This window comes from Methanocorpusculum vombati (assembly GCF_026891935.1).
In the GTDB taxonomy this organism is placed as follows: Archaea; Halobacteriota; Methanomicrobia; order Methanomicrobiales; family Methanocorpusculaceae; genus Methanocorpusculum; species Methanocorpusculum vombati.
In genome coordinates this window covers 30,801-48,320 of record NZ_JAPTGC010000002.1, presented here as the reverse complement: position 1 = coordinate 48,320, position 17,520 = coordinate 30,801, and the positions used below count along the sequence as shown (strand labels likewise).

Here is a 17,520-nt window from a genome sequence, read left to right as displayed (position 1 = left end):
GGAAAAAAAAGAATTTATGCGATGTCAATGCCGTACTTTGCGGCGTTGGCATCGGCAATTGCCTGAATCTTTGCAACCTCTGCATCGTTTCGGGCCGGTTTAAACAGGTGGCGGAACCGTTTCTGGGCTTTGAGATACTCATCGACCGGTACACGCTTGACCTTCTTGACGGATGTCAGTTTTCCGTCAACCATTTCGTAGCACGGCCACAGACCGCACTCAACCGCCATTCTGCCGATCTCCATCGTCTTGGAGCCGTCGAATCCCCATCCGGTACAGCAGGGTGCGTGTACCTGAATGTAGCAGGGACCGGGTGTGTTCATAGCTTTCTCGACTTTTCTCATCAGGTCCATGGGGTATGCCATCGTGGCTGTTGCCACATAGGGGGAACCGTGGGCAACGAGAATCTGCGGGAGATCCTTCTTGGGCCGGTTGTTACCGGTTGAACATGCGCCGGACGGTGACGTGGTGGTGTCCGCATCATACGGGGTTGCACCGGAACGCTGAATACCGGTATTCATGTAGGCTTCGTTGTCGTAGCAGACATAGGTGAAGTCATGACCGCGCTCGAATGCTCCGGAGATGCAGAGCATACCGATATCCACAGTCGCGCCGTCTCCGCCGATGACGAGAATCTTTTCCTTGTCAAGCCGTCCCTGTTTTTTCAGGGACGCCTCAATGCCGGACGCAACAGCCGATGCGTTCTCGAACAGCGAGTGAATCCAGGGCGTTTTCCATGCGGTCTCCGGATACGGAGTGGAGAACACCTCAAGACATCCGGTCGGACTCACGACGATGGTGTTTTCTCCTGCTCCCTTCAGGATCATCCGGACCGCAGATGACGCCCCGCAGCCGCCGCAGGCGCGGTGGCCGCAGTCGAAGTTTTCAATTGTACGATCTACCATTTATAACAACTCCTCGCGCAGTCCGTAGAACATATCGCCGGAACCTTTCTCGGCAAGTTCTACAATCTTTTTGATATCCTTCTTGCGCACGTCGCGTCCGCCAAGGCCGAGGATGTAGTCATAGACCGGAATACCGGAACCGTAACAGGCTTCCTTGACCTCAATGGCGACCGCACCCTTTGCACCGAGACTGACGTTCTTGTCCAGCACAGCAATGGTGTTGACGTGGGCGAGTGCCTTTGCGATGTCTTCTGCCGGGAACGGACGGAAGCAGCGAATCTTTAAGAGGCCGACCTTCTTGCCTTCCGCACGCATCTCGTCGATTGCATCCTTGGTGGTACCGCAGATGGAACCCATGGCAACGATCGCAACATCCGCATCTTCGAGTTTGTACCCTTCGACAAGTTCGGAGTAGTCGCGGCCGAACTTCTCGCCAAACGCTTTGCCGTACTTGCGCATCGCGTCTGCTGCCCGGTGGACTGCCTGATCGTGTTCGTACCGGAACTCCAGATAATATTCAGGCGTTGCGTACATACCGAATGAGATCGGATCCTTGACGTCGAGTTTCTGGTACGGGGTGAAGGGCCCGAGGAACTCGTCCACCTCTTCCTGTGAGGGGATATCGACCGGCTCGAACACGTGTGAGAGAATGAATCCGTCGAAACAGACGAATGCCGGAAGCAGAATGTTGTGATCCTCGCAGATTTTGTAGGCGAGGACATGAAGGTCAACTGCTTCCTGATTGTCCTCTGCATAGAACTGCAGCCAGCCGGAGTCCCGCATCATAATGGAGTCCTGCTGATCGTTCCAGATGGATAAGGGAGCGGAGATTGCACGGTTGGCAATGCCCATCACAATCGGGAGCCGCATACCTGCGGAGTTGAAGACAACCTCGGCCATCAGGGCAAGGCCCTGCGAGGTGGTTGCAGAGTAGACACGGCTTCCTGCGGCGGACGCACCGATACAGGCGGAAAGCGCGGAGAACTCGGACTCCACACAGATATACTCCGCGTCAAGCCGTCCATCCGCAACGATGGAGGCAAGACCTTCGACGATATGTGTCTGCGGGGTGATCGGATATGCGGATATCACCTGCGGGCGGCAGAGCCGGACAGTCTCTGCAACGGCGATGGATCCTTCCATAATCTGAAGTGTCATTTATTTTTCCTCCTTGTGCATGGTGATTGCCTTGGCTTTGTCGGGACATTCCGCCGCACACATGCCGCACCCTTTGCAGAAGTCAAGATCGATCTCATAGCTTTTGTCCGGCATCTGGTTGATGCAGCCTTCCGGACAGATCAGCTGACAGGTTCCGCATTTGGTACATTTTTCCTTGTCCAGAACCGGGTAGAAGACCCGCCAGGATCCGGTTTTGTTGTTTCTGGACTGGCCGGGCCGTGCTGTGCATCCTATTCCAAGCGCCATTAGACTGCTCCCTCCAAAACCATATTGTATGCCCGCTTTGCTGCGGCGAAGTTGGTCGCTGCAAGCTTTCCGGGGAACCGTTCCTCAATTGCGCCTTTCAGCGCATCCAGCGTGATCTCACCGCTTGCCGCGGCGAATGCTCCCATCAGCGTGGTATTGGTGATGGGCAGGCCGATCTCTTCCAGGGCAATCTGCGTTGCATCAATGATGATCAGTCTGACACCTGCGGGAAGGTTGTACTCTCCTTTCTTTTCGGTGTTGATGATGGCAATTCCTCCCTCAGACATTCCTGCGAATACGTTGACGTCGCGAATGAGGGTGCTGTCCTGTACAATAATATAATCCGGCTCGTAGACCTGGCTTCTCAGCCGGATCTTCTCGTTGCTGAACCGCACGAATGCCTGAACGGGTGCACCGCGGCGCTCGACACCAAATGCCGGAAACGCCTGGGCGTGCACACCGCCGGCAAAGGCTGCGGTTGCAATGAGTTCCGCAGCCGTGACGGATCCCTGTCCGCCTCTCCCATGGATGCGTAGTTCTTTCACGTGAATAACCAGTATAATTTATCACGATTAATCAATATGAATTTAGTGTTTCCGCCGATGCCGTCAATTCGGAGGTATTTTCTAAAAATAGGTTTGAATATCCTGTTTTTTGGGATTGGTTGTTCTATTCGGCTTATCTTTCTTTTGGTCGAAAATAAGTTCGACGATTTGCGAAACATTATCTTCTGAGTGCCGGAGAAACAGGGATACCGAGAATCTGTTTTGCTCCGGAAAAGACATCCCGGGCGATCCGGGCGAGACCGTCGGACGCTGCCCACTCATCATAGACGATGACCGGCTTTTGCAGAAGCGCGGAGATCTCCTCGGCAAGATCGGGGGCAAGACTTCCGGCAAGAGCAACAGGTGCGGCGGGTGCGAGCAGTGCAAGGGATGCACACTCCATTGCGGCCCACATGGCCACGGCCGGATTCTGATATTTTTCTTCCAGATGATACATCACGCCTGCGGTGGTGAAGGCTTCGTTTGCGGTGAGTTCTCCTGCGTCAACCTTTCTGATTGCATCCACATCAAGTGCGCCGTGCCGTGTTCCGGGCGCAAACACGCATGCATCAAACGCTCCGATAACTTTTCCGTTTGCCACCAGAAGGGAGACGGTGTTTGAACTGATGTCGGAGACAATGAAGGTGTCGCCGAGTGTTTCTGCTGCAAGATAGGCGATGCCGAGTTTTTCCGGACTGGTCTGATGCGAGTAAATCTTGAACCGCGGATCCGTGTCCGAACCCCGATGAATCCCGGGGATTGCAACCGCCGGAATGCCGGAGTCTTTTACCGCATCAAAGACGCGTGTTCCTCCGCCGATGTGTTCGCCCGCACCGTCACGGGTAATGATGCCGCGGTTCTTCAGTCTGTCAACCGGCGTTATCTGCGTAAAGTTGTCGCCCATCGAGTAACAGAGCGCGATTCCGGAGATTTCTTCGACGGGGCCGAGTTTGCGCAGATCGTCGATGGTGAACTCTTTCGCTGCTTCACGGGACATCTTGAACCGCTTTCCGTTGTCTGCGGCAAACCGGAGGGAGGTTGTTCCGTGATCAATCCCAATGTACATGAGAATTATATTTGGACGAAGTCATGATAATGGTTGGTCTCCCGCATTTTCCCAGTAAGATTATGATTTCACCCCTCCAATCTATTCTCAGTTCATGGCCGAAACCATTACCCACTATACGACTCTGGGCATTCCGCAGAATGCAACGCCCGAGATGATCAAAAAGGCCTATGTCTCGCTGGTAAAACAGTATCATCCTGATCGTGCGGGAACCGACGAGGCAAAACAGGATGAGTACAATGAGCGCCTGCTTGCGATCATGGCAAGTTATGAGATCCTTTCCCACCCGGAAAAACGTGCAGCCTACGACGCGGAGCTGTCCGGCGACGAACCTGCCGCAGGAACACCGCGTGGAAAAAAGATGTGCGGCATGCCGGTGAAAGGCGGGGATATCGAAACCGATTATCCGGTCTCAATGGCGATTGCCGCTTATGGAAAAGGCAAAATCCCGATGAAGGTTGCAGGCGAGCGGGTGGTGGTCAAGGTCTATCCGGGTGTCCGCCGCTACCGCATTGAGGGGTACGGTGTTCCGGTTGAACCCGGCAAACCCCGCGGGGATCTGTACGTCAATCTGAAGGTTGTCCCGCAGGAGAACTGGGAGATCGAGGATGCGACCAACAACCTGATCCATACCCTGCAGATTACCCCCAAGCAGGCGGAGCGCGGCGGCCCGGTTCCCGTGCAGCTGCTGTTCAACAAAGTGATCAGGGTCACGGTTCCTGCCGGAGTAAAAACCGGGGACCGTTTCTCTCCTCCGGAAGGCAAAGGCCTTGGCGTGATGTCGCCGAAGAAACGCGGCAATCTGGTGATCGAGATCGAGGTTGTGGAAAAGAAGGGCTTTCTTTCCGGCCTCTTCGGGAAGTGAACTGCCATGGCGGAAAAACAGAATGGAAATCTTACCGCGGCGGACTTTTACCATGCCCTCTACCGCAGGTTTGATGCTGCTTTCGCAGACGGAAAAACCGTTCTGGAAGTGAATGCCGGCGAACTGCACAAAACCCTCAAAGCAGCGAACCGTTTGTCCCTGTGCTGCAACTGTCTGTACGATATGCAGAACATCGGTGATGTCATCCAGAATGTTCCCTCCGGCGGTGTGGGTTCAACCCTTCTTATCAGCTACTCGCTGCCCCGCGACAAGGGACTGATGCTGGAGAAAAGTATCTACTCCCCCGCACAGGTAACGTCCTGTGCCGGGGCACGGATGCGGCGTTTTGAAGAGCTTGCGAGCCTGCACCCGATCTTTCGCGACCTTGCGGTGATTGCCCGGCAGAAAAAATCCGAGACCGCAACCCGCAGGCTCTGTGAGATTACGGCAGCGGTTGCGGAGCTGATCTGCCGGACGCAGAAGATCCGTACCGACAATAAAAAGTTCGGTACCGTCTGCGGCGCAATTGGAAGATGCGGGATTCTCTCTCCGGAAGGATTGTATGCGCTGGACCTTGTGCGCATCATCGGCAACACCCACGCACGAAAAATTCCGGATGCGTATCTGATGACACCAAATGTGTTTGCGTATGCAAGTCACGCGTTTGTAATCTTTGCGGATGAGGTTGTGAAGAAGCGGCTCATCTGGAAGAAACCCGAATAAAAAAGAAAAAAAATTTTTTGTTTATGTGCCGTGATTCCAGCTGCACATGTACTCTTTCTGTTCTGCCGTCAGCGCGTCAAGCGTCGCACCGACCGCCGCAAGTTTCAGGCGTGCGATGTACTCATCAATCTCGGTCGGCACATCGTGAACGCCTGCTGCAAGTTCGCATCCGTGTTTTGCCACATACTCAACCGACAGCGCCTGCACCGCAAAGCTGAGGTCCATAACCTCAACCGGATGGCCCATGCCTTTCGGCGTTGCAAGGTTGACCAGTCTTCCTTCTGCAAGCAGATGGATCTTTTTGCCGTCGATTACGTACGTATCGATGCCGTCGCGGTGTTCAACCGCCGATGCGTGTTCCGCAAGCCAGGGGATCTCAATCTCGTTGTTGAAGTGGCCTGCATTGGAAAGAATCGCGCCGGACTTCATCAGCGGGAAGTGGCGGCCGGTGATGATGCTGCAGTTACCGGTCGTTGTGATGAACAGGTCCCCGACCTTTGCTGCTTCTTCCATGCACATCACATCAAATCCGTCGAAGTGTGCCTGCAGCGCTCTGCGGGGATCGATCTCGGTTACAATCACGCGTGCGCCAAGGGACCGTGCCTTGGTTGCAACACCGCGGCCGCAGTACCCGTATCCGGCAACGACCACATGACGGCCCGCAATGAGGACATTCGTCGTCAGCATAATGGATGCCAGCGCACTCTCGCCGGTTCCGTGGACGTTGTCGAAGTAGTGCTTCATCGGAGTGTCGTTTACCGCAATGACCGGGAACTCCAGTTTTCCGTCGGCCTCCATTGCGCGCAGCCGGTGAATGCCGGTTGTCGTCTCCTCGCATGCGCCGATGATCCCCGGCAGGGCATCGCGGCGGTCAAGGTGGACGCGGTTGATCAAGTCCATGCCGTCATCGATGGTGAGGGTCGGGTGTACATCAAGCACTTTGTCGATTGCCGCATAGTACTCCTCGGTGTTGCATCCGCGCTGTGCATAACAGGCGATGCCGCCCTCGCGAAGGGCTTCTGCGACATCGTCCTGAGTGGACAGGGGATTGCAGCCGGTGATATACACCTCGGCTCCTCCTGCGGCAAGTGTTCGGACAAGACATGCGGTCTTTGCCTCCACATGCAGCGCCATACCGATTCTGTGGCCGGTAAGGGGCTTTTCCTTCTCGAAGCGTGCACGGATGGCATTTAAGACGGGCATATACTGCTGTGCCCACTGTATCTTCTGCTCGCCGGTATGCGTCATATCCAAAGATGTTGGTTCTGCAAGCCTATAATACGCAATGATAATTTTTCCCGCCCGCCAACTATACAGACATGGGACTTACACGGCGGATTATTCCCTGTCTTGATCTCAAGGACGGAAGGGTTGTCAAGGGTGTGAACTTTGAGGGTCTCCGCGATGCCGGAGATCCCGTTGAGCTTGCGCGGACCTACAACGAGCAGGGAGCCGATGAAGTGGTGTTTCTGGATATTGCTGCTTCAAAGAACAACCGCCAGACGATGGTTGATGTCATCGGCCGTGCTGCCGATCAGCTGTTTCTGCCGCTGACCGTTGGCGGCGGTATCCGGACGGTAAAGGACATTCAGGAGATTTTACGTGCCGGTGCCGACAAAGTAAGTCTGAACACGGCGGCGGTGAAAACGCCGGAGGTCATTTCTGCGGGAGCGAAGCTGTTCGGCAACCAGTGTATTGTGCTTGCCGAGGACGTGCGCCGAAACTATACGATGCGTGAGGGTGTAACTCCCGTGCATCTTGCGGACGGCCGTACCTGCTGGTATGAGGTTGTCATCTACGGCGGCAGTCACCCGACCGGCATGGACGCCATTGCCTGGGCGCAGGATGCGGTCAGTCGCGGTGCGGGTGAAATTCTCCTGACCTCTATGGAAACGGACGGGGTACGGACCGGTTTCGATCTTGAGATCACCGCGAAAATTTCGGATACTGTGGATGTGCCGGTGATCGCATCGGGCGGTGTCGGAACGCTTGAGCATTTCTACGACGGGTTTGTGAAGGGGAAGGCGGACGCCTGTCTTGCGGCAAGCGTGTTCCATTACGGTGAGATGACCGTCCGCGGGGTGAAGGAGTATCTCGCCTCCCGCGGTGTTGCGGTGCGGTTGTGACCGGCTGGGACACCGACTACACGCTGCGCGGAAACCGGTGGGGCGGGACAGCGGCGGAACTGCCGCCGCTGCCTGCGGGCAGCCGTGTGCTTGAGTGCGGCTGCGGTAACGGTAAGACACTCACCGCCATGGCGGCGCGGGGCTGGGAAGCGGTTGGTATTGATATCTCTCCTGCGGCGGTCTCTCTTGTACGCACGCAGAGTTGTACCGTAGTCTGCGGAGATATCACCGCACTGCCGTTTTCGGACGGCTCGTTTGATGCAGTGTTCTGCTGGCACGTGCTGGGTCATCTCCCCGCATCCCTCCGGCCTGCGGCCGCAGCAGAGATGCGGCGTGTTCTGGTACCTTCCGGCAGCATTTTTTTCAAAGGGTTCTCGCGCAGGGATTTGCGGTGCGGGAAGGGCCGGGAGGTTGCGCCGTACTCGTATCTCCGGGGCGACGGCATTGTGACGCATTATTTTGATGAGGCGGATCTCCACGAAGTTTTTGGCAGAGGAACGCTAACCAGAGTTTCATGGAAGATGCGGGTTCGCGGAACAGAGTATCTCCGGGAGGAGCTCTGCGGGGTGTACGGGAGGGAACGGTATGACTGATCCGATCGTCGGCGACTGGGAAAAGTCGGTGATGTTTGCCGGACACATGCACTGCCGGTTCTACCCTGACAATACCGGTGTTGCCATCGGCAAAGTGCTGGGGTACGATATTAACGAGCCGTTTACCTGGACGTGTAAAGGGAACGGCGTGTATCATATCTGTGCCGCGGGGCATGAACATGACATCCGGCTGTGTGGCGACCGGCTGGAGACAAAATTCCGCGGACATGCACTTGACATGGCCCGGGTCAGATATAAAAAATAAAAAAATATTTTCGGGAAATTATTCCCTGTTTGCAATCTCAGCAGTAATTTTTGCCAGGAACTCTTCCGGTTTCATTGTAACCGTCTTGCTGTCGCGCGTACGAATCGAGAGCGTCTTCGTCTCAAGTTCCTTTTCCCCGATGATGATCATATACGGCACACGCTCGGTGTACTGTGCCTGCCGGATCATGTAGCCGATCTTCTCATTGCGGTTGTCCAGTTCGCAGCGGACTTTTGCATCTTTGAGCATCTGATAGATCTCCGCTGCGTACTCCTCGCTCTTTTTGGAGACCAGCAGAACTTTTGCCTGCATCGGTGCCAGCCAGACCGGGAACTTACCGGCGAAATGTTCGGTCAGAATACCGATGAACCGCTCAATCGATCCAAAGCATACACGGTGAATCATGATCGGACGGGGACGTTCATCATTTTCATCCACATAGGATAAATTGAAGTTGAGCGGCATCTGGAAATCCAGCTGGATTGTTCCGCACTGCCAGGTACGTCCGAGACAGTCGCGCAGATGGAAATCGATCTTCGGGCCGTAGAATGCACCGTCCCCCTCGTTGATCGTATAGGGAAGATTCAGTCGTTCCAGTGCATCCACCAGACCCTTTGTTGCTGCTTCCCAGTCCTCATCGCTCCCCATACTGTCTTCAGGACGCGTGGAAAGCTCAAGCGAATACTCAAAACCGAACTTGGAGTACACCTGATCGATCAGCCGGATAACCGCACTGATCTCCTCGGCAATCTGGTCCTGACGCATGAAGATATGGGCATCATCCTGCGTGAAACTGCGGACACGGAACAGACCATGAAGAACTCCCTTCAGTTCATGCCGGTGCACAATGCCGAGCTCTGCCAGACGCATCGGCAGCTCGCGGTAGCTGTGCGGCTCGTTTGCATAGACCATAAGCCCGCCCGGACAGTTCATCGGTTTAATGCAGTAGTCCTCATCATCGATGCGGGTTGCATACATGTTCTCTTTGTAGTGGTCCCAGTGTCCGCTCGTTTCCCAGAGACAACGGTTCATAATGAGCGGTGTTGAGATCTCCTGATACCCGTTGGCCACATGCAGTTCGCGCCAGTATTCAATCAGCGCGTTCTTGATGATCATACCGTTTGGCAGGAAGAACGGGAATCCGGGACCCACATCCTCAAACATGAACAGTTTCATGTCTTTGCCGATCTTGCGGTGGTCGCGGCGCTCGGCCTCCTCCTGAAGCTTCAGGAACTCTTCCAGTTCCTTTGTTGTTGCAAACGCCGTTCCGTTGATTCTTGTCAGCATCTTGTTTTTGCTGTCGTTTTTCCAATATGCACCGGACAGGCCGGTGAGCTTGAATGCTTTCAGGGTCTTGGTGTACGTCAGATGGGGACCGACACACATATCGATGTATTCGCCCTGCTCATAGAAGCTCAGCGGTTCATGCTCGTCAAGGTCTGCAATGTGCTCAACCTTGTACGGCTCATGGCGCTCCTCCATGAGTTTCAGTGCGTCCTCGCGTGAAAGAATGAACGGCTTTATCGGCAGGTTTGCCTTGACGATCTCCCGCATCTCCTGTTCAATGGCCGGAAGGTCAGCGTCTGAAAGTTTCGTGTCTCCCAGATCCACATCATAATAAAATCCCTTCTCGGTTGCGGGTCCGTAAGCAAACGATGCATGGGGATAGAGACGTTTCACTGCCTGGGCAAGCACATGGGCCGCAGTGTGGCGTATTACGTGCAGTTCCTCTTCTTTTGGGCACTCGCCCACATTTCCGTCATTGTAAATTACTTTCATGAAAGTATTTCCTACCGTTCTCAGATGCAACGGATCTGTATATTCTCCAGAACCCGGGACATGACACCGCGATGCGGTATGCCCGGCTCAAGATAACCGTACATGTTTTGGTCTTTTACAGGATATGTGTTTTGGTACTCCGACACCATTCTTTCCGGCAGACGGATACCCAGGATCCCGTCTTTTGGTATCTGATTCTAAAAGCGGGCCTAAAGGGATTTGAACCCCTGGCCTACGGATTAAGAGTCCGTCGCTATTCCTGACTAAGCTATAGGCCCGTGAAAAACATTCCGCCATCACACAACAAAAGCGGGCCTAAAGGGATTTGAACCCCTGGCCTACGGATTAAGAGTCCGTCGCTATTCCTGACTAAGCTATAGGCCCGTGAAAAACATTCCGCCATCACACAACAAAAGCGGGCCTAAAGGGATTTGAACCCCTGGCCTACGGATTAAGAGTCCGTCGCTATTCCTGACTAAGCTATAGGCCCGTGAAAAACATTCCGCCATCACACAACAAAAGCGGGCCTAAAGGGATTTGAACCCCTGGCCTACGGATTAAGAGTCCGTCGCTATTCCTGACTAAGCTATAGGCCCGTGAGTGGTGTCTGTTGACCTAATTAGATTAGTCATCTCAATATTTATAGATTTCTTCCCGAGGGATTTTCCTGTTCTGCGGGTATCTACATTAATATCCCAACAACACGAATATTGGTACATGGTTGAGAGTGATGGGATTCTGCCGAACAATACCCAGACCCATAAAAAAATAAAATATCTTATTCTGGGCTGCGGCAGTATCGGTTACAATGTCCTCGAAGAACTCAAGGAGGACGATGAAAACGTCCTCGTTGTTGATGTAAATGAAAAACGTGTGGAGGACCTGCGTGACCACCGCCATCAGGCAATTGTGGGGGACATCACCGATCCCGGCCTGCTTGCAAAGATCCCCGAGCCTGAGGTGGTCTTCATTCTTGCAGCCGACAAGGATGCAAATCTTGCGGCAGTGCAGAATATCAAGAGTGCCTACCCGCAGACACATGTGATTGCCCGTGCCATGGACCTGTTCTCGGCGGACCAGCTGGTGGATCACGGTGCCGATGTTGTGCTGTATCCGCAGCAGGTTGTTGCAAAGTCTGCCGTCAATCACATGAACAATCTGGTTGCGTCACGCAACGCCCAGAGACTTTTTTCACTCTTAAGCTCGTGGACCGGAACGCTTGGCATCATCACGCACAAAAACCCGGACCCGGATGCAATCTCAAGTGCCATGGCGCTTGCGGCAATTGCTTCCAATGCTTCGGGCGGCAAACTCGCAACCCGGATCCTTTACGAAGGAAACATCGGTCATCAGGAAAACCGTGCGTTCGTCAATCTGCTTGAGATCAAGATGGAACGGCTGACCCCGGAGATTCTCGGTGAATGCAACTATCTTGCTCTGGTGGACTGCGTTGCCCCGGGCATGAACAATGACCTCCCGCTGGATACGCCGATCAATATCGTCATTGATCACCACAGCACGGAGGGTGTAACCCGTCTGCGGAAACCGGAGTTCCTTGACTCCCGTCCGAATGTAGGTGCAACGGCATCGATCATGACGCAGTATCTGCAGGAACTCTACCTGCCGATTGACAAAAAAGTCGCAACCGCTCTGTTCTATGGTATCCGCGCGGACACCAAAGAGTTCCAGCGTAATCTCTCGCCGCAGGATCTGCACAACGCCGCCTACCTTCTTCCGCTGTCGGACAGATCGCTTCTGGAGGTTATCATGGCCCCGTCGGTTTCGCAGGAGACGCTGGACGTTCTCGGTCATGCAATTGTCAACCGCGAGGTCAAGCACGGCTATCTGTTCTCCAACGTAGGATATGTCAGAAACCGTGATGCAATTCCGCAGGCTGCTGATATGCTGCTGAATCTGGAGGGTGTGACAACCGCAATGGTGTACGGTATCACCGACAACTCCATCACGCTTTCGGCCCGCAACAAGGATATCCGCCTGCATGTTGGTGATGTGATGAAGGAGGCGTTTTCCCCGATTCCCGGTGCGTCTGCGGGAGGTCACGCAACAATGGCAGCCCTGTCCATTCCGCTGAACGCGTTCTCTTTGGTGAAGAACAAGGATGAACTGCTCAATATGATCATTGATCCGGTCCTGTCCAATTTCATGAAGCTTGTCGGCATCTCCGAGGCTGAAGGGGATGAAAGCTGAGGAGTGGGAACCCTACTACTCTGAAATCCTCGACTTTTTTGGATTTTCCCGTGAGGATGACGAGCGTGCGGCACAGATCCTTGCCGAGCTTCTGCCCCGCGATGATATTGCGAAGCTCCGGGATGCGGTTTGGGGCCGGGACTGCATCGTCTGCGGGAATGCGCCGTCGCTTGCAGCCGAGATCCGTTCGACGGATTTTTCCGGCAAAGTCATCATCGCTGCGGACGCTGCGGCGCGTGTTCTTCTGCATGCCGGTCATCGCCCTGAGGTGATCCTCTCCGACATCGACGGCATGGATGATGACTTTCTTGCCATGAACGATCAGGGGACGATTCTGGTCCTGCACGCGCACGGGGACAATATTCCGCTGGTGCGCTCCTGGGTGCCGAAGGTGCGGGGTCCGGTTGTCGGGACAACCCAGGCGACACCTCTTGCGCATGTGTACAACTTCGGCGGGTTTTCGGACGGCGACCGGTGTGTATTCTGCGCGTACGAACTCGGCGCTGCACATGTGACTCTCATCGGATTTGATCTGGACGACCGGTCGGTTGACCCGGTGAAACACGGAAAACTGATGATCGCACGAAAACTTCTGAAACTTCTTGGTCATGACGTCTGATGCGATCATTATCGACGGGTATGTGGACGAACCCGCGTGTCTCGGCGTCCCTCCCTACATCTCGCCGTATATCCGAACAGTCGCCGGAGTGTTTGCCGAGCGCGGCATCACCCCGGACTATGTGACCATTGATCAGCTGCGGCACGATCCGCTGAAGGTCGCGGGTCTTTGCGCCTACTCCTATGTGGTGATGATCGCCGGAGTTACGGTTCCCGGCAAGTACCTTGCGGGAACGCCTGCAACGCTGACGGAACTGCAGCAGATAGGATTCACGCTGCGGGGACGGACCGTATCACTGCTTGGCGGCCCGATCGGGTTTGGGTATTCCCCGCAGGGCGGGGCACGTGCCATTGCGCAGGCGGTCTCCGGATGGTCGGCGATGCTGCGCGGCGAACCTGCCGCCGCACTGGACGCATATCTCTCCGGCGGCGAACCGGAGGGGGTCTGCCGGTATCCGGATTATGATCGCTGGGCGGTGCTCGGCGCAGATATTATCCGGAAACATCCGCTTTATCCGCGGGTAATGTGTGAGCTGGAGACGGCGAAGGGATGTTCCCATGCGGTTACCGGCGGCTGTTCCTTCTGTACCGAGCCGTTCTACGGCCTGCCGAACCGGCGGGATGTTTCGGGCATTACGGGAGAAGTTGCCGCACTTGCGGCTGCGGGTGCGGAACATTTCCGGCTGGGACGTCAGCCGGATCTTCTGGCGTTTGGAACAACCGGCGGGGCAGAATTTCCCCGACCGGACCCTGATGCCCTGCGGCAGCTGTTTGACGGAATCCGGCACGCGGCCCCTTCCCTGAGAACCCTGCACATCGACAACGTCAATCCGGGAACCATTGCCCGGCACGAAGAAGCGTCCCGCGAAGCGCTGTCCGTTATTGTTGCCGGTCACACTGCCGGAGACATTGCAGCGTTTGGTATAGAGTCCGCCGACCCCGCGGTGGTTGCGGCCAACAATCTCAAGGGGGATGCGGATGCCGTGTTCCGGGCAGTTGAGATCGTGAACGAGGTCGGCGCGGTACGAAGGGACGGTATCCCCGAACTTCTGCCGGGTCTCAACTTCATTTCCGGTCTGGCCGGTGAGACCGCCGAGACGTTTCTGCAAAACGAGGCGTTCTTGCAGCGTATTCTTGATGCCGGACTGATGGTCCGCCGCGTCAACATCCGTCAGCTGATGCCGTTTGAAGGAACCCGCGCATACACGGACAATACGCTCGGGCAGCACGACCGAGAGTTCCGCCAGTTCAAAGAGCGCGTCCGGGCAACGTTTGACGTGCCGATGCTCGAACGCGTGTTTCCTCTGGGAACTGTTCTGCGTGACGTCGTCATTGAGGTGTCGGGCCAGGTGTCGTTTGGCAGGCAGATGGGGACGTATCCTATTCTCTGCGGTGTTCCCCTCCAGCTGCCGGTCGGAACCGTGCTGGACGCCGCGGTTGTTTCTTACGGACAACGGTCGGTGACGGCGCTGCCGGTACCGATTGAGATAAACCGGCTGAGTCCTGCGGCACTGAAATGGCTGCCGGGCATCTCCAAAAAGTCCGCGGCAACCGTTGCCGCACGAAGACCGTATGCGGATGCTGCGGCGTTTCTGTCGGTAGTATCCGCCGACGCAGTCCGGCCGCTGCTTCCCTTCATGCGGTTTTAAAGAGTTTTCCAGAGAACCAGCCGCGGTGTTGCCGGATAAAAATATTCGGGGATGCGCTCCTTCTGCACAAACCCGAGTTTTTTGTAAAAGGTGATTGCGGCTGTGTTCGTCTCCGCAACCGTCAGGTGGACTGCGGTAACGTCGCGTCTTTTCATCTCGGCAAAGAGTGCGGCGGTAAGTTTTGTGCCGCATTCTCTGCGCTGATAGTTCGGCACAACGCCGATACGGATCAGTTTTCCGGTTGCAGCATCGTCGAGATGGATCCCGCCGAGAATATAGCCGATGATATTTCCCGCATCATTTTCCGCAACAAAGAAGAGAGAGGGAAAGAGTTCTTCGATATGACGGAAGAGTACCGGCCCCCCCATCCCTGAAAAGAGCGGAGCATCCAGTTCGCAGATGAAGGGATAGTCTGCGGAGGTATACGGACGGACGCGGATAGATTCCATATGTTTTCAAATATATGTGGTTTGGAGATGTTGAACGTATCCCTCTTTTGGCGTTCGCCGGATGTATGCAAACTTACTTATAGCTGCGGGAGTATAATTTTCAAAAGTATGATGAAGTGGCAGATCTCGGATCTCTTTGGAATGAACGTCTATTCTGACAAAGCAGTTTTCCTCGGTAAGGTTGAGGATGTTGTTCTGGATGTTACCAACAAGAAAATCAGCGGCCTTGCACTGACCGGCGTGAACCAGAATGTGCTTGATATTAAGAACTATCAGGGTGTTGTTATACCCTACCGTATCGTAAAAGAGGTGGGAGATATTATCCTTGTCCGCCATATTCCGGGAGCCTTTAAGGTGTCCGAGCCGCTCTTTGGGGAATAATCTGCTATAGAATAATGAAGGATCACGAGATTTTTTCCGGCCTTATCACCACTGTCCCTTTTATTCTGCGGCTGGACGGGAGATCCTTCCATCATTTGTCCCACGACGCTGGATATGACAAACCCTATGATACGGCGTTTTCCGGGAGTATGGTAAAAACCGCGCAGGCACTTCTTGCGGACAGCGGATTTGCCCCGTCCTTTGCCTATACCTTTTCGGACGAGATCAGTCTCTACCTCACCTCTCCGGTTTTTGACTGCCGGGTCGAAAAGCTTGTCTCGGTCGCGGCAGGGTTTGCCTCGTCGGCATTTACATTGTTCTCCAAAGCCCGCTATCCGCTTTCGTTTGACTGCCGGGTTGTTCCGATCGCCGAAGGTCAGCTTGCGACATATCTTGCCTGGCGGCAGGCTGAGGCATGGCGAAACCACATCAACGGCTACGCGCATAAACTGCTGATGGATACGGGGCTGTCCGCGACCGCCGCGCAGCGGAAACTGGATGGTATGAAGTCTTCGGAGCTGCATGAACTTGCCTTTTCCTTCGGCGTGAACCTTGCGGAGACTCCGGCATGGCAGCGGCGCGGAACGGCGGTGTACCGGGCAGTTCAGGAAAAAGACGGCTACAATCCCGTGTCCCGGGAGACGGTGCGTGTGCTTCGCCGCGTGCCGGTGATCGATGAGGATCTGCCGCTTTTCAAAACACCGGAGGGCGCGTCATGGCTTGCAGCCCGTCTTTCCTCTGCCGGTGCTGATGGGTGATCTTCAAGTTTTCTGAAGAGTAATACAGTGAGTACAATGACGATCGCGTTTACGAAGCTTCACGGCAACGGGAATGATTTCATTCTGATCGATGAGATGGCGGGTACGGTTATCCCGGATGATATGAAGGCGCAGTTTGCAGTGAGTTACTGCGATCGCCGGTTTGGTATCGGCGGTGACGGCGTTCTGTTTATCTCGCCGTCCCAGACGGCGGATGTGCGGATGCGCCTGTTTCAGCCGGATGCCAGCGAGGCGGAGATGTGCGGCAACGGTATCCGGTGTCTGGCAAAGTATGCGTTTGACAACAACTATGCAAAGACAAAGTCGTTTTCGGTGGAGACGCTTGCCGGTGTCCTGACCGTCCGCGCAGGGTATGATGCTGCGGGCGATTTCTCCGCTACGATTGATATGGGTGTTCCCGCGTATGATGCTGCGGCGATTCCGGCAGTGGGTTCCGGGGATTTCTCCGCCGAGATTGCGGGCATGACGGTGTATGCGGCAAACACCGGCGTGCCGCACGCGGTCATTTTTGTGGAGGATGTTGCGGCGGTTGATCTTGATGCCGTTGCTCCGCAGATCCGTCACCATGCTCTGTTTCCCAAAGGAACGAACGTGAACTTTGTGCAGGTGACCGGCCCGTCTGCGATTACCATCCGGACATTTGAGCGCGGTGTGGAAGGGGAGACGCTTTCATGCGGCACAGGCTCTACTGCTTCGGCCCTGATCTCGGCAAAGATCGGGAAAGTCTCGGGCGATGTGGTGCATGTTGAAACGGTCGGCGGTCCGCTGGATATCGGGGTTGGCGATCGTGCAACGATGACGGGACCCGCCGAGACGGTGTTTGTCGGCGAGATTCCCTTCTAACTTGGCGAGGATCGGTGATTTTGTTACCGATAGTGAGGTAACAAAACCATTCGATTTCTGAGATTTGTTTTGTGTTTAAGCTTGTTTTTCGAAGTATTTTATTTTTGTTACCTCCGGTTTTACATTCTGTTCCTGGTTTTTGTTTTGTTTTTGTACAGAGTACTGATTTTGCGGTAACAGAGGTAACAAAATTCTAAATGTCTGTGGATATCTAGTTATTTCGCATTTAGATGGTTTTAGGAGGTATTTTTGTTACCGATAGAGAGGTAACAGATTTTTGCATCCGCAAAAACCCGGATTG

Annotated in this window: 19 protein-coding genes and 4 tRNA genes; 11 read left to right on the top strand and 12 right to left on the bottom strand. The window is 54.8% G+C overall.

Going from position 1 to position 17,520, the window contains the following annotated elements:
- Positions 1-14: 14 nt before the first annotated feature.
- From O0S09_RS01715 to O0S09_RS01695, 5 genes are all read right to left on the bottom strand, one after another.
- Entirely contained in the window at positions 15-905 is an 891-nt protein-coding gene (locus tag O0S09_RS01715) for a thiamine pyrophosphate-dependent enzyme (protein ID WP_268922167.1), read from the bottom strand.
- A complete protein-coding gene (gene porA / locus O0S09_RS01710; RefSeq protein WP_268922166.1) occupies positions 906-2,063 on the bottom strand; it encodes a pyruvate synthase subunit PorA in 1,158 nt (385 codons plus the stop codon).
- On the bottom strand, positions 2,064-2,330 hold the full coding sequence (locus O0S09_RS01705) for a 4Fe-4S binding protein (RefSeq protein WP_268922165.1): 267 nt from the start codon (positions 2,328-2,330) through the stop codon (positions 2,064-2,066).
- Positions 2,330-2,875, bottom strand: a complete 546-nt coding sequence (locus O0S09_RS01700; RefSeq protein ID WP_268922164.1) for a pyruvate ferredoxin oxidoreductase subunit gamma — start codon at positions 2,873-2,875, stop codon at positions 2,330-2,332. Before O0S09_RS01700 ends, O0S09_RS01705 begins: the two co-directional genes overlap by 1 nt.
- A 178-nt stretch (positions 2,876-3,053) precedes the next feature.
- Positions 3,054-3,941, bottom strand: a complete 888-nt coding sequence (locus O0S09_RS01695; RefSeq protein ID WP_268922163.1) for a methanogenesis marker 12 protein — start codon at positions 3,939-3,941, stop codon at positions 3,054-3,056.
- 94 nt (positions 3,942-4,035) lie between these two features.
- Between O0S09_RS01695 and O0S09_RS01690 the strand changes: the two genes are divergently transcribed.
- A complete protein-coding gene (locus O0S09_RS01690; RefSeq protein WP_268922162.1) occupies positions 4,036-4,806 on the top strand; it encodes a DnaJ C-terminal domain-containing protein in 771 nt (256 codons plus the stop codon).
- Positions 4,807-4,812: 6 nt separating this feature from the next.
- Complete coding sequence (locus tag O0S09_RS01685) at positions 4,813-5,529, top strand: hypothetical protein (protein ID WP_268922161.1); 717 nt, start codon at positions 4,813-4,815, stop codon at positions 5,527-5,529.
- Between the two features lie 21 nt (positions 5,530-5,550).
- Here the strand turns inward: O0S09_RS01685 and O0S09_RS01680 are convergent, their stop codons facing one another.
- A complete protein-coding gene (locus O0S09_RS01680) occupies positions 5,551-6,777 on the bottom strand; it encodes an adenosylhomocysteinase (protein WP_268922160.1) in 1,227 nt (408 codons plus the stop codon).
- Positions 6,778-6,848: 71 nt separating this feature from the next.
- Between O0S09_RS01680 and hisF the strand changes: the two genes are divergently transcribed.
- The 3 genes from hisF to O0S09_RS01665 are packed head-to-tail and all read left to right on the top strand — an operon-like array spanning position 6,849 to position 8,513.
- Complete coding sequence (hisF, locus tag O0S09_RS01675; protein WP_268922159.1) at positions 6,849-7,655, top strand: imidazole glycerol phosphate synthase subunit HisF; 807 nt, start codon at positions 6,849-6,851, stop codon at positions 7,653-7,655.
- On the top strand, positions 7,652-8,248 hold the full coding sequence (locus O0S09_RS01670) for a class I SAM-dependent methyltransferase (RefSeq protein WP_268922158.1): 597 nt from the start codon (positions 7,652-7,654) through the stop codon (positions 8,246-8,248). The genes hisF and O0S09_RS01670 overlap by 4 nt, the downstream gene beginning before the upstream one ends.
- Positions 8,241-8,513 (top strand): hypothetical protein, encoded by a 273-nt coding sequence (locus tag O0S09_RS01665; RefSeq protein WP_268922157.1) that lies wholly within the window; start codon positions 8,241-8,243, stop codon positions 8,511-8,513. The genes O0S09_RS01670 and O0S09_RS01665 overlap by 8 nt, the downstream gene beginning before the upstream one ends.
- An 18-nt stretch (positions 8,514-8,531) precedes the next feature.
- Here the strand turns inward: O0S09_RS01665 and thrS are convergent, their stop codons facing one another.
- From thrS to O0S09_RS01640, 5 genes are all read right to left on the bottom strand, one after another.
- The gene (thrS, locus tag O0S09_RS01660) at positions 8,532-10,292 is read right to left on the bottom strand and encodes a threonine--tRNA ligase (RefSeq protein ID WP_268922156.1); all 1,761 of its coding nucleotides are present in this window, start codon (positions 10,290-10,292) and stop codon (positions 8,532-8,534) included.
- A gap of 204 nt (positions 10,293-10,496) precedes the next feature.
- Positions 10,497-10,570: transfer RNA gene (locus O0S09_RS01655), tRNA-Lys, on the bottom strand.
- 32 nt (positions 10,571-10,602) lie between these two features.
- Positions 10,603-10,676, bottom strand: a tRNA-Lys gene (locus tag O0S09_RS01650).
- Positions 10,677-10,708: 32 nt separating this feature from the next.
- Positions 10,709-10,782 (bottom strand) — tRNA-Lys (locus tag O0S09_RS01645).
- 32 nt (positions 10,783-10,814) lie between these two features.
- A tRNA-Lys gene (locus tag O0S09_RS01640) sits at positions 10,815-10,888 on the bottom strand.
- A 121-nt stretch (positions 10,889-11,009) separates the two neighbouring features.
- Between O0S09_RS01640 and O0S09_RS01635 the strand changes: the two genes are divergently transcribed.
- Genes O0S09_RS01635 through O0S09_RS01625 form a run of 3 tightly spaced genes read left to right on the top strand, consistent with a single transcriptional unit; the run spans position 11,010 to position 14,767 of the window.
- On the top strand, positions 11,010-12,500 hold the full coding sequence (locus O0S09_RS01635) for a DHH family phosphoesterase (RefSeq protein ID WP_268922155.1): 1,491 nt from the start codon (positions 11,010-11,012) through the stop codon (positions 12,498-12,500).
- Entirely contained in the window at positions 12,490-13,119 is a 630-nt protein-coding gene (locus O0S09_RS01630; protein WP_268922154.1) for a 6-hydroxymethylpterin diphosphokinase MptE-like protein, read from the top strand. The genes O0S09_RS01635 and O0S09_RS01630 overlap by 11 nt, the downstream gene beginning before the upstream one ends.
- A complete protein-coding gene (locus O0S09_RS01625; protein ID WP_268922153.1) occupies positions 13,109-14,767 on the top strand; it encodes a radical SAM protein in 1,659 nt (552 codons plus the stop codon). Before O0S09_RS01630 ends, O0S09_RS01625 begins: the two co-directional genes overlap by 11 nt.
- On the opposite strand, the gene O0S09_RS01620 is transcribed toward O0S09_RS01625, so the two are convergent.
- Positions 14,764-15,216: a GNAT family N-acetyltransferase gene (locus tag O0S09_RS01620; RefSeq protein WP_268922152.1), complete on the bottom strand. Its 453-nt coding sequence runs from the start codon at positions 15,214-15,216 to the stop codon at positions 14,764-14,766. The genes O0S09_RS01625 and O0S09_RS01620 overlap by 4 nt on opposite strands.
- A 108-nt stretch (positions 15,217-15,324) precedes the next feature.
- Here O0S09_RS01620 and O0S09_RS01615 point away from each other — a divergent pair, with 108 nt between their 5' ends.
- Genes O0S09_RS01615 through dapF form a run of 3 tightly spaced genes read left to right on the top strand, consistent with a single transcriptional unit; the run spans position 15,325 to position 17,219 of the window.
- On the top strand, positions 15,325-15,597 hold the full coding sequence (locus tag O0S09_RS01615; protein ID WP_338148496.1) for a PRC-barrel domain-containing protein: 273 nt from the start codon (positions 15,325-15,327) through the stop codon (positions 15,595-15,597).
- A gap of 14 nt (positions 15,598-15,611) precedes the next feature.
- The gene (locus tag O0S09_RS01610) at positions 15,612-16,355 is read left to right on the top strand and encodes a tRNA(His) guanylyltransferase Thg1 family protein (RefSeq protein WP_268922151.1); all 744 of its coding nucleotides are present in this window, start codon (positions 15,612-15,614) and stop codon (positions 16,353-16,355) included.
- Between the two features lie 36 nt (positions 16,356-16,391).
- Positions 16,392-17,219, top strand: a complete 828-nt coding sequence (gene dapF, locus O0S09_RS01605) for a diaminopimelate epimerase (RefSeq protein ID WP_268922150.1) — start codon at positions 16,392-16,394, stop codon at positions 17,217-17,219.
- Positions 17,220-17,520: the final 301 nt, after the last annotated feature.

Excerpts from the sequence above, each read along its gene's own strand:
- O0S09_RS01715 (WP_268922167.1), bottom strand. The coding sequence starts at position 905 with ATGGTAGATCGTACAATTGAAAACTTCGACTGCGGCCACCGCGCCTGC.
- porA (WP_268922166.1), bottom strand. The coding sequence starts at position 2,063 with ATGACACTTCAGATTATGGAAGGATCCATCGCCGTTGCAGAGACTGTC.
- O0S09_RS01705 (WP_268922165.1), bottom strand. The coding sequence starts at position 2,330 with ATGGCGCTTGGAATAGGATGCACAGCACGGCCCGGCCAGTCCAGAAAC.
- O0S09_RS01695 (WP_268922163.1), bottom strand. The coding sequence starts at position 3,941 with ATGTACATTGGGATTGATCACGGAACAACCTCCCTCCGGTTTGCCGCA.
- O0S09_RS01690 (WP_268922162.1), top strand. The coding sequence starts at position 4,036 with ATGGCCGAAACCATTACCCACTATACGACTCTGGGCATTCCGCAGAAT.
- O0S09_RS01685 (WP_268922161.1), top strand. The coding sequence starts at position 4,813 with ATGGCGGAAAAACAGAATGGAAATCTTACCGCGGCGGACTTTTACCAT.
- O0S09_RS01680 (WP_268922160.1), bottom strand. The coding sequence starts at position 6,777 with ATGACGCATACCGGCGAGCAGAAGATACAGTGGGCACAGCAGTATATG.
- hisF (WP_268922159.1), top strand. The coding sequence starts at position 6,849 with ATGGGACTTACACGGCGGATTATTCCCTGTCTTGATCTCAAGGACGGA.
- O0S09_RS01665 (WP_268922157.1), top strand. The coding sequence starts at position 8,241 with ATGACTGATCCGATCGTCGGCGACTGGGAAAAGTCGGTGATGTTTGCC.
- thrS (WP_268922156.1), bottom strand. The coding sequence starts at position 10,292 with ATGAAAGTAATTTACAATGACGGAAATGTGGGCGAGTGCCCAAAAGAA.
- O0S09_RS01635 (WP_268922155.1), top strand. The coding sequence starts at position 11,010 with ATGGTTGAGAGTGATGGGATTCTGCCGAACAATACCCAGACCCATAAA.
- O0S09_RS01630 (WP_268922154.1), top strand. The coding sequence starts at position 12,490 with ATGAAAGCTGAGGAGTGGGAACCCTACTACTCTGAAATCCTCGACTTT.
- O0S09_RS01625 (WP_268922153.1), top strand. The coding sequence starts at position 13,109 with ATGACGTCTGATGCGATCATTATCGACGGGTATGTGGACGAACCCGCG.
- O0S09_RS01620 (WP_268922152.1), bottom strand. The coding sequence starts at position 15,216 with ATGGAATCTATCCGCGTCCGTCCGTATACCTCCGCAGACTATCCCTTC.
- O0S09_RS01615 (WP_338148496.1), top strand. The coding sequence starts at position 15,325 with ATGATGAAGTGGCAGATCTCGGATCTCTTTGGAATGAACGTCTATTCT.
- O0S09_RS01610 (WP_268922151.1), top strand. The coding sequence starts at position 15,612 with ATGAAGGATCACGAGATTTTTTCCGGCCTTATCACCACTGTCCCTTTT.
- dapF (WP_268922150.1), top strand. The coding sequence starts at position 16,392 with ATGACGATCGCGTTTACGAAGCTTCACGGCAACGGGAATGATTTCATT.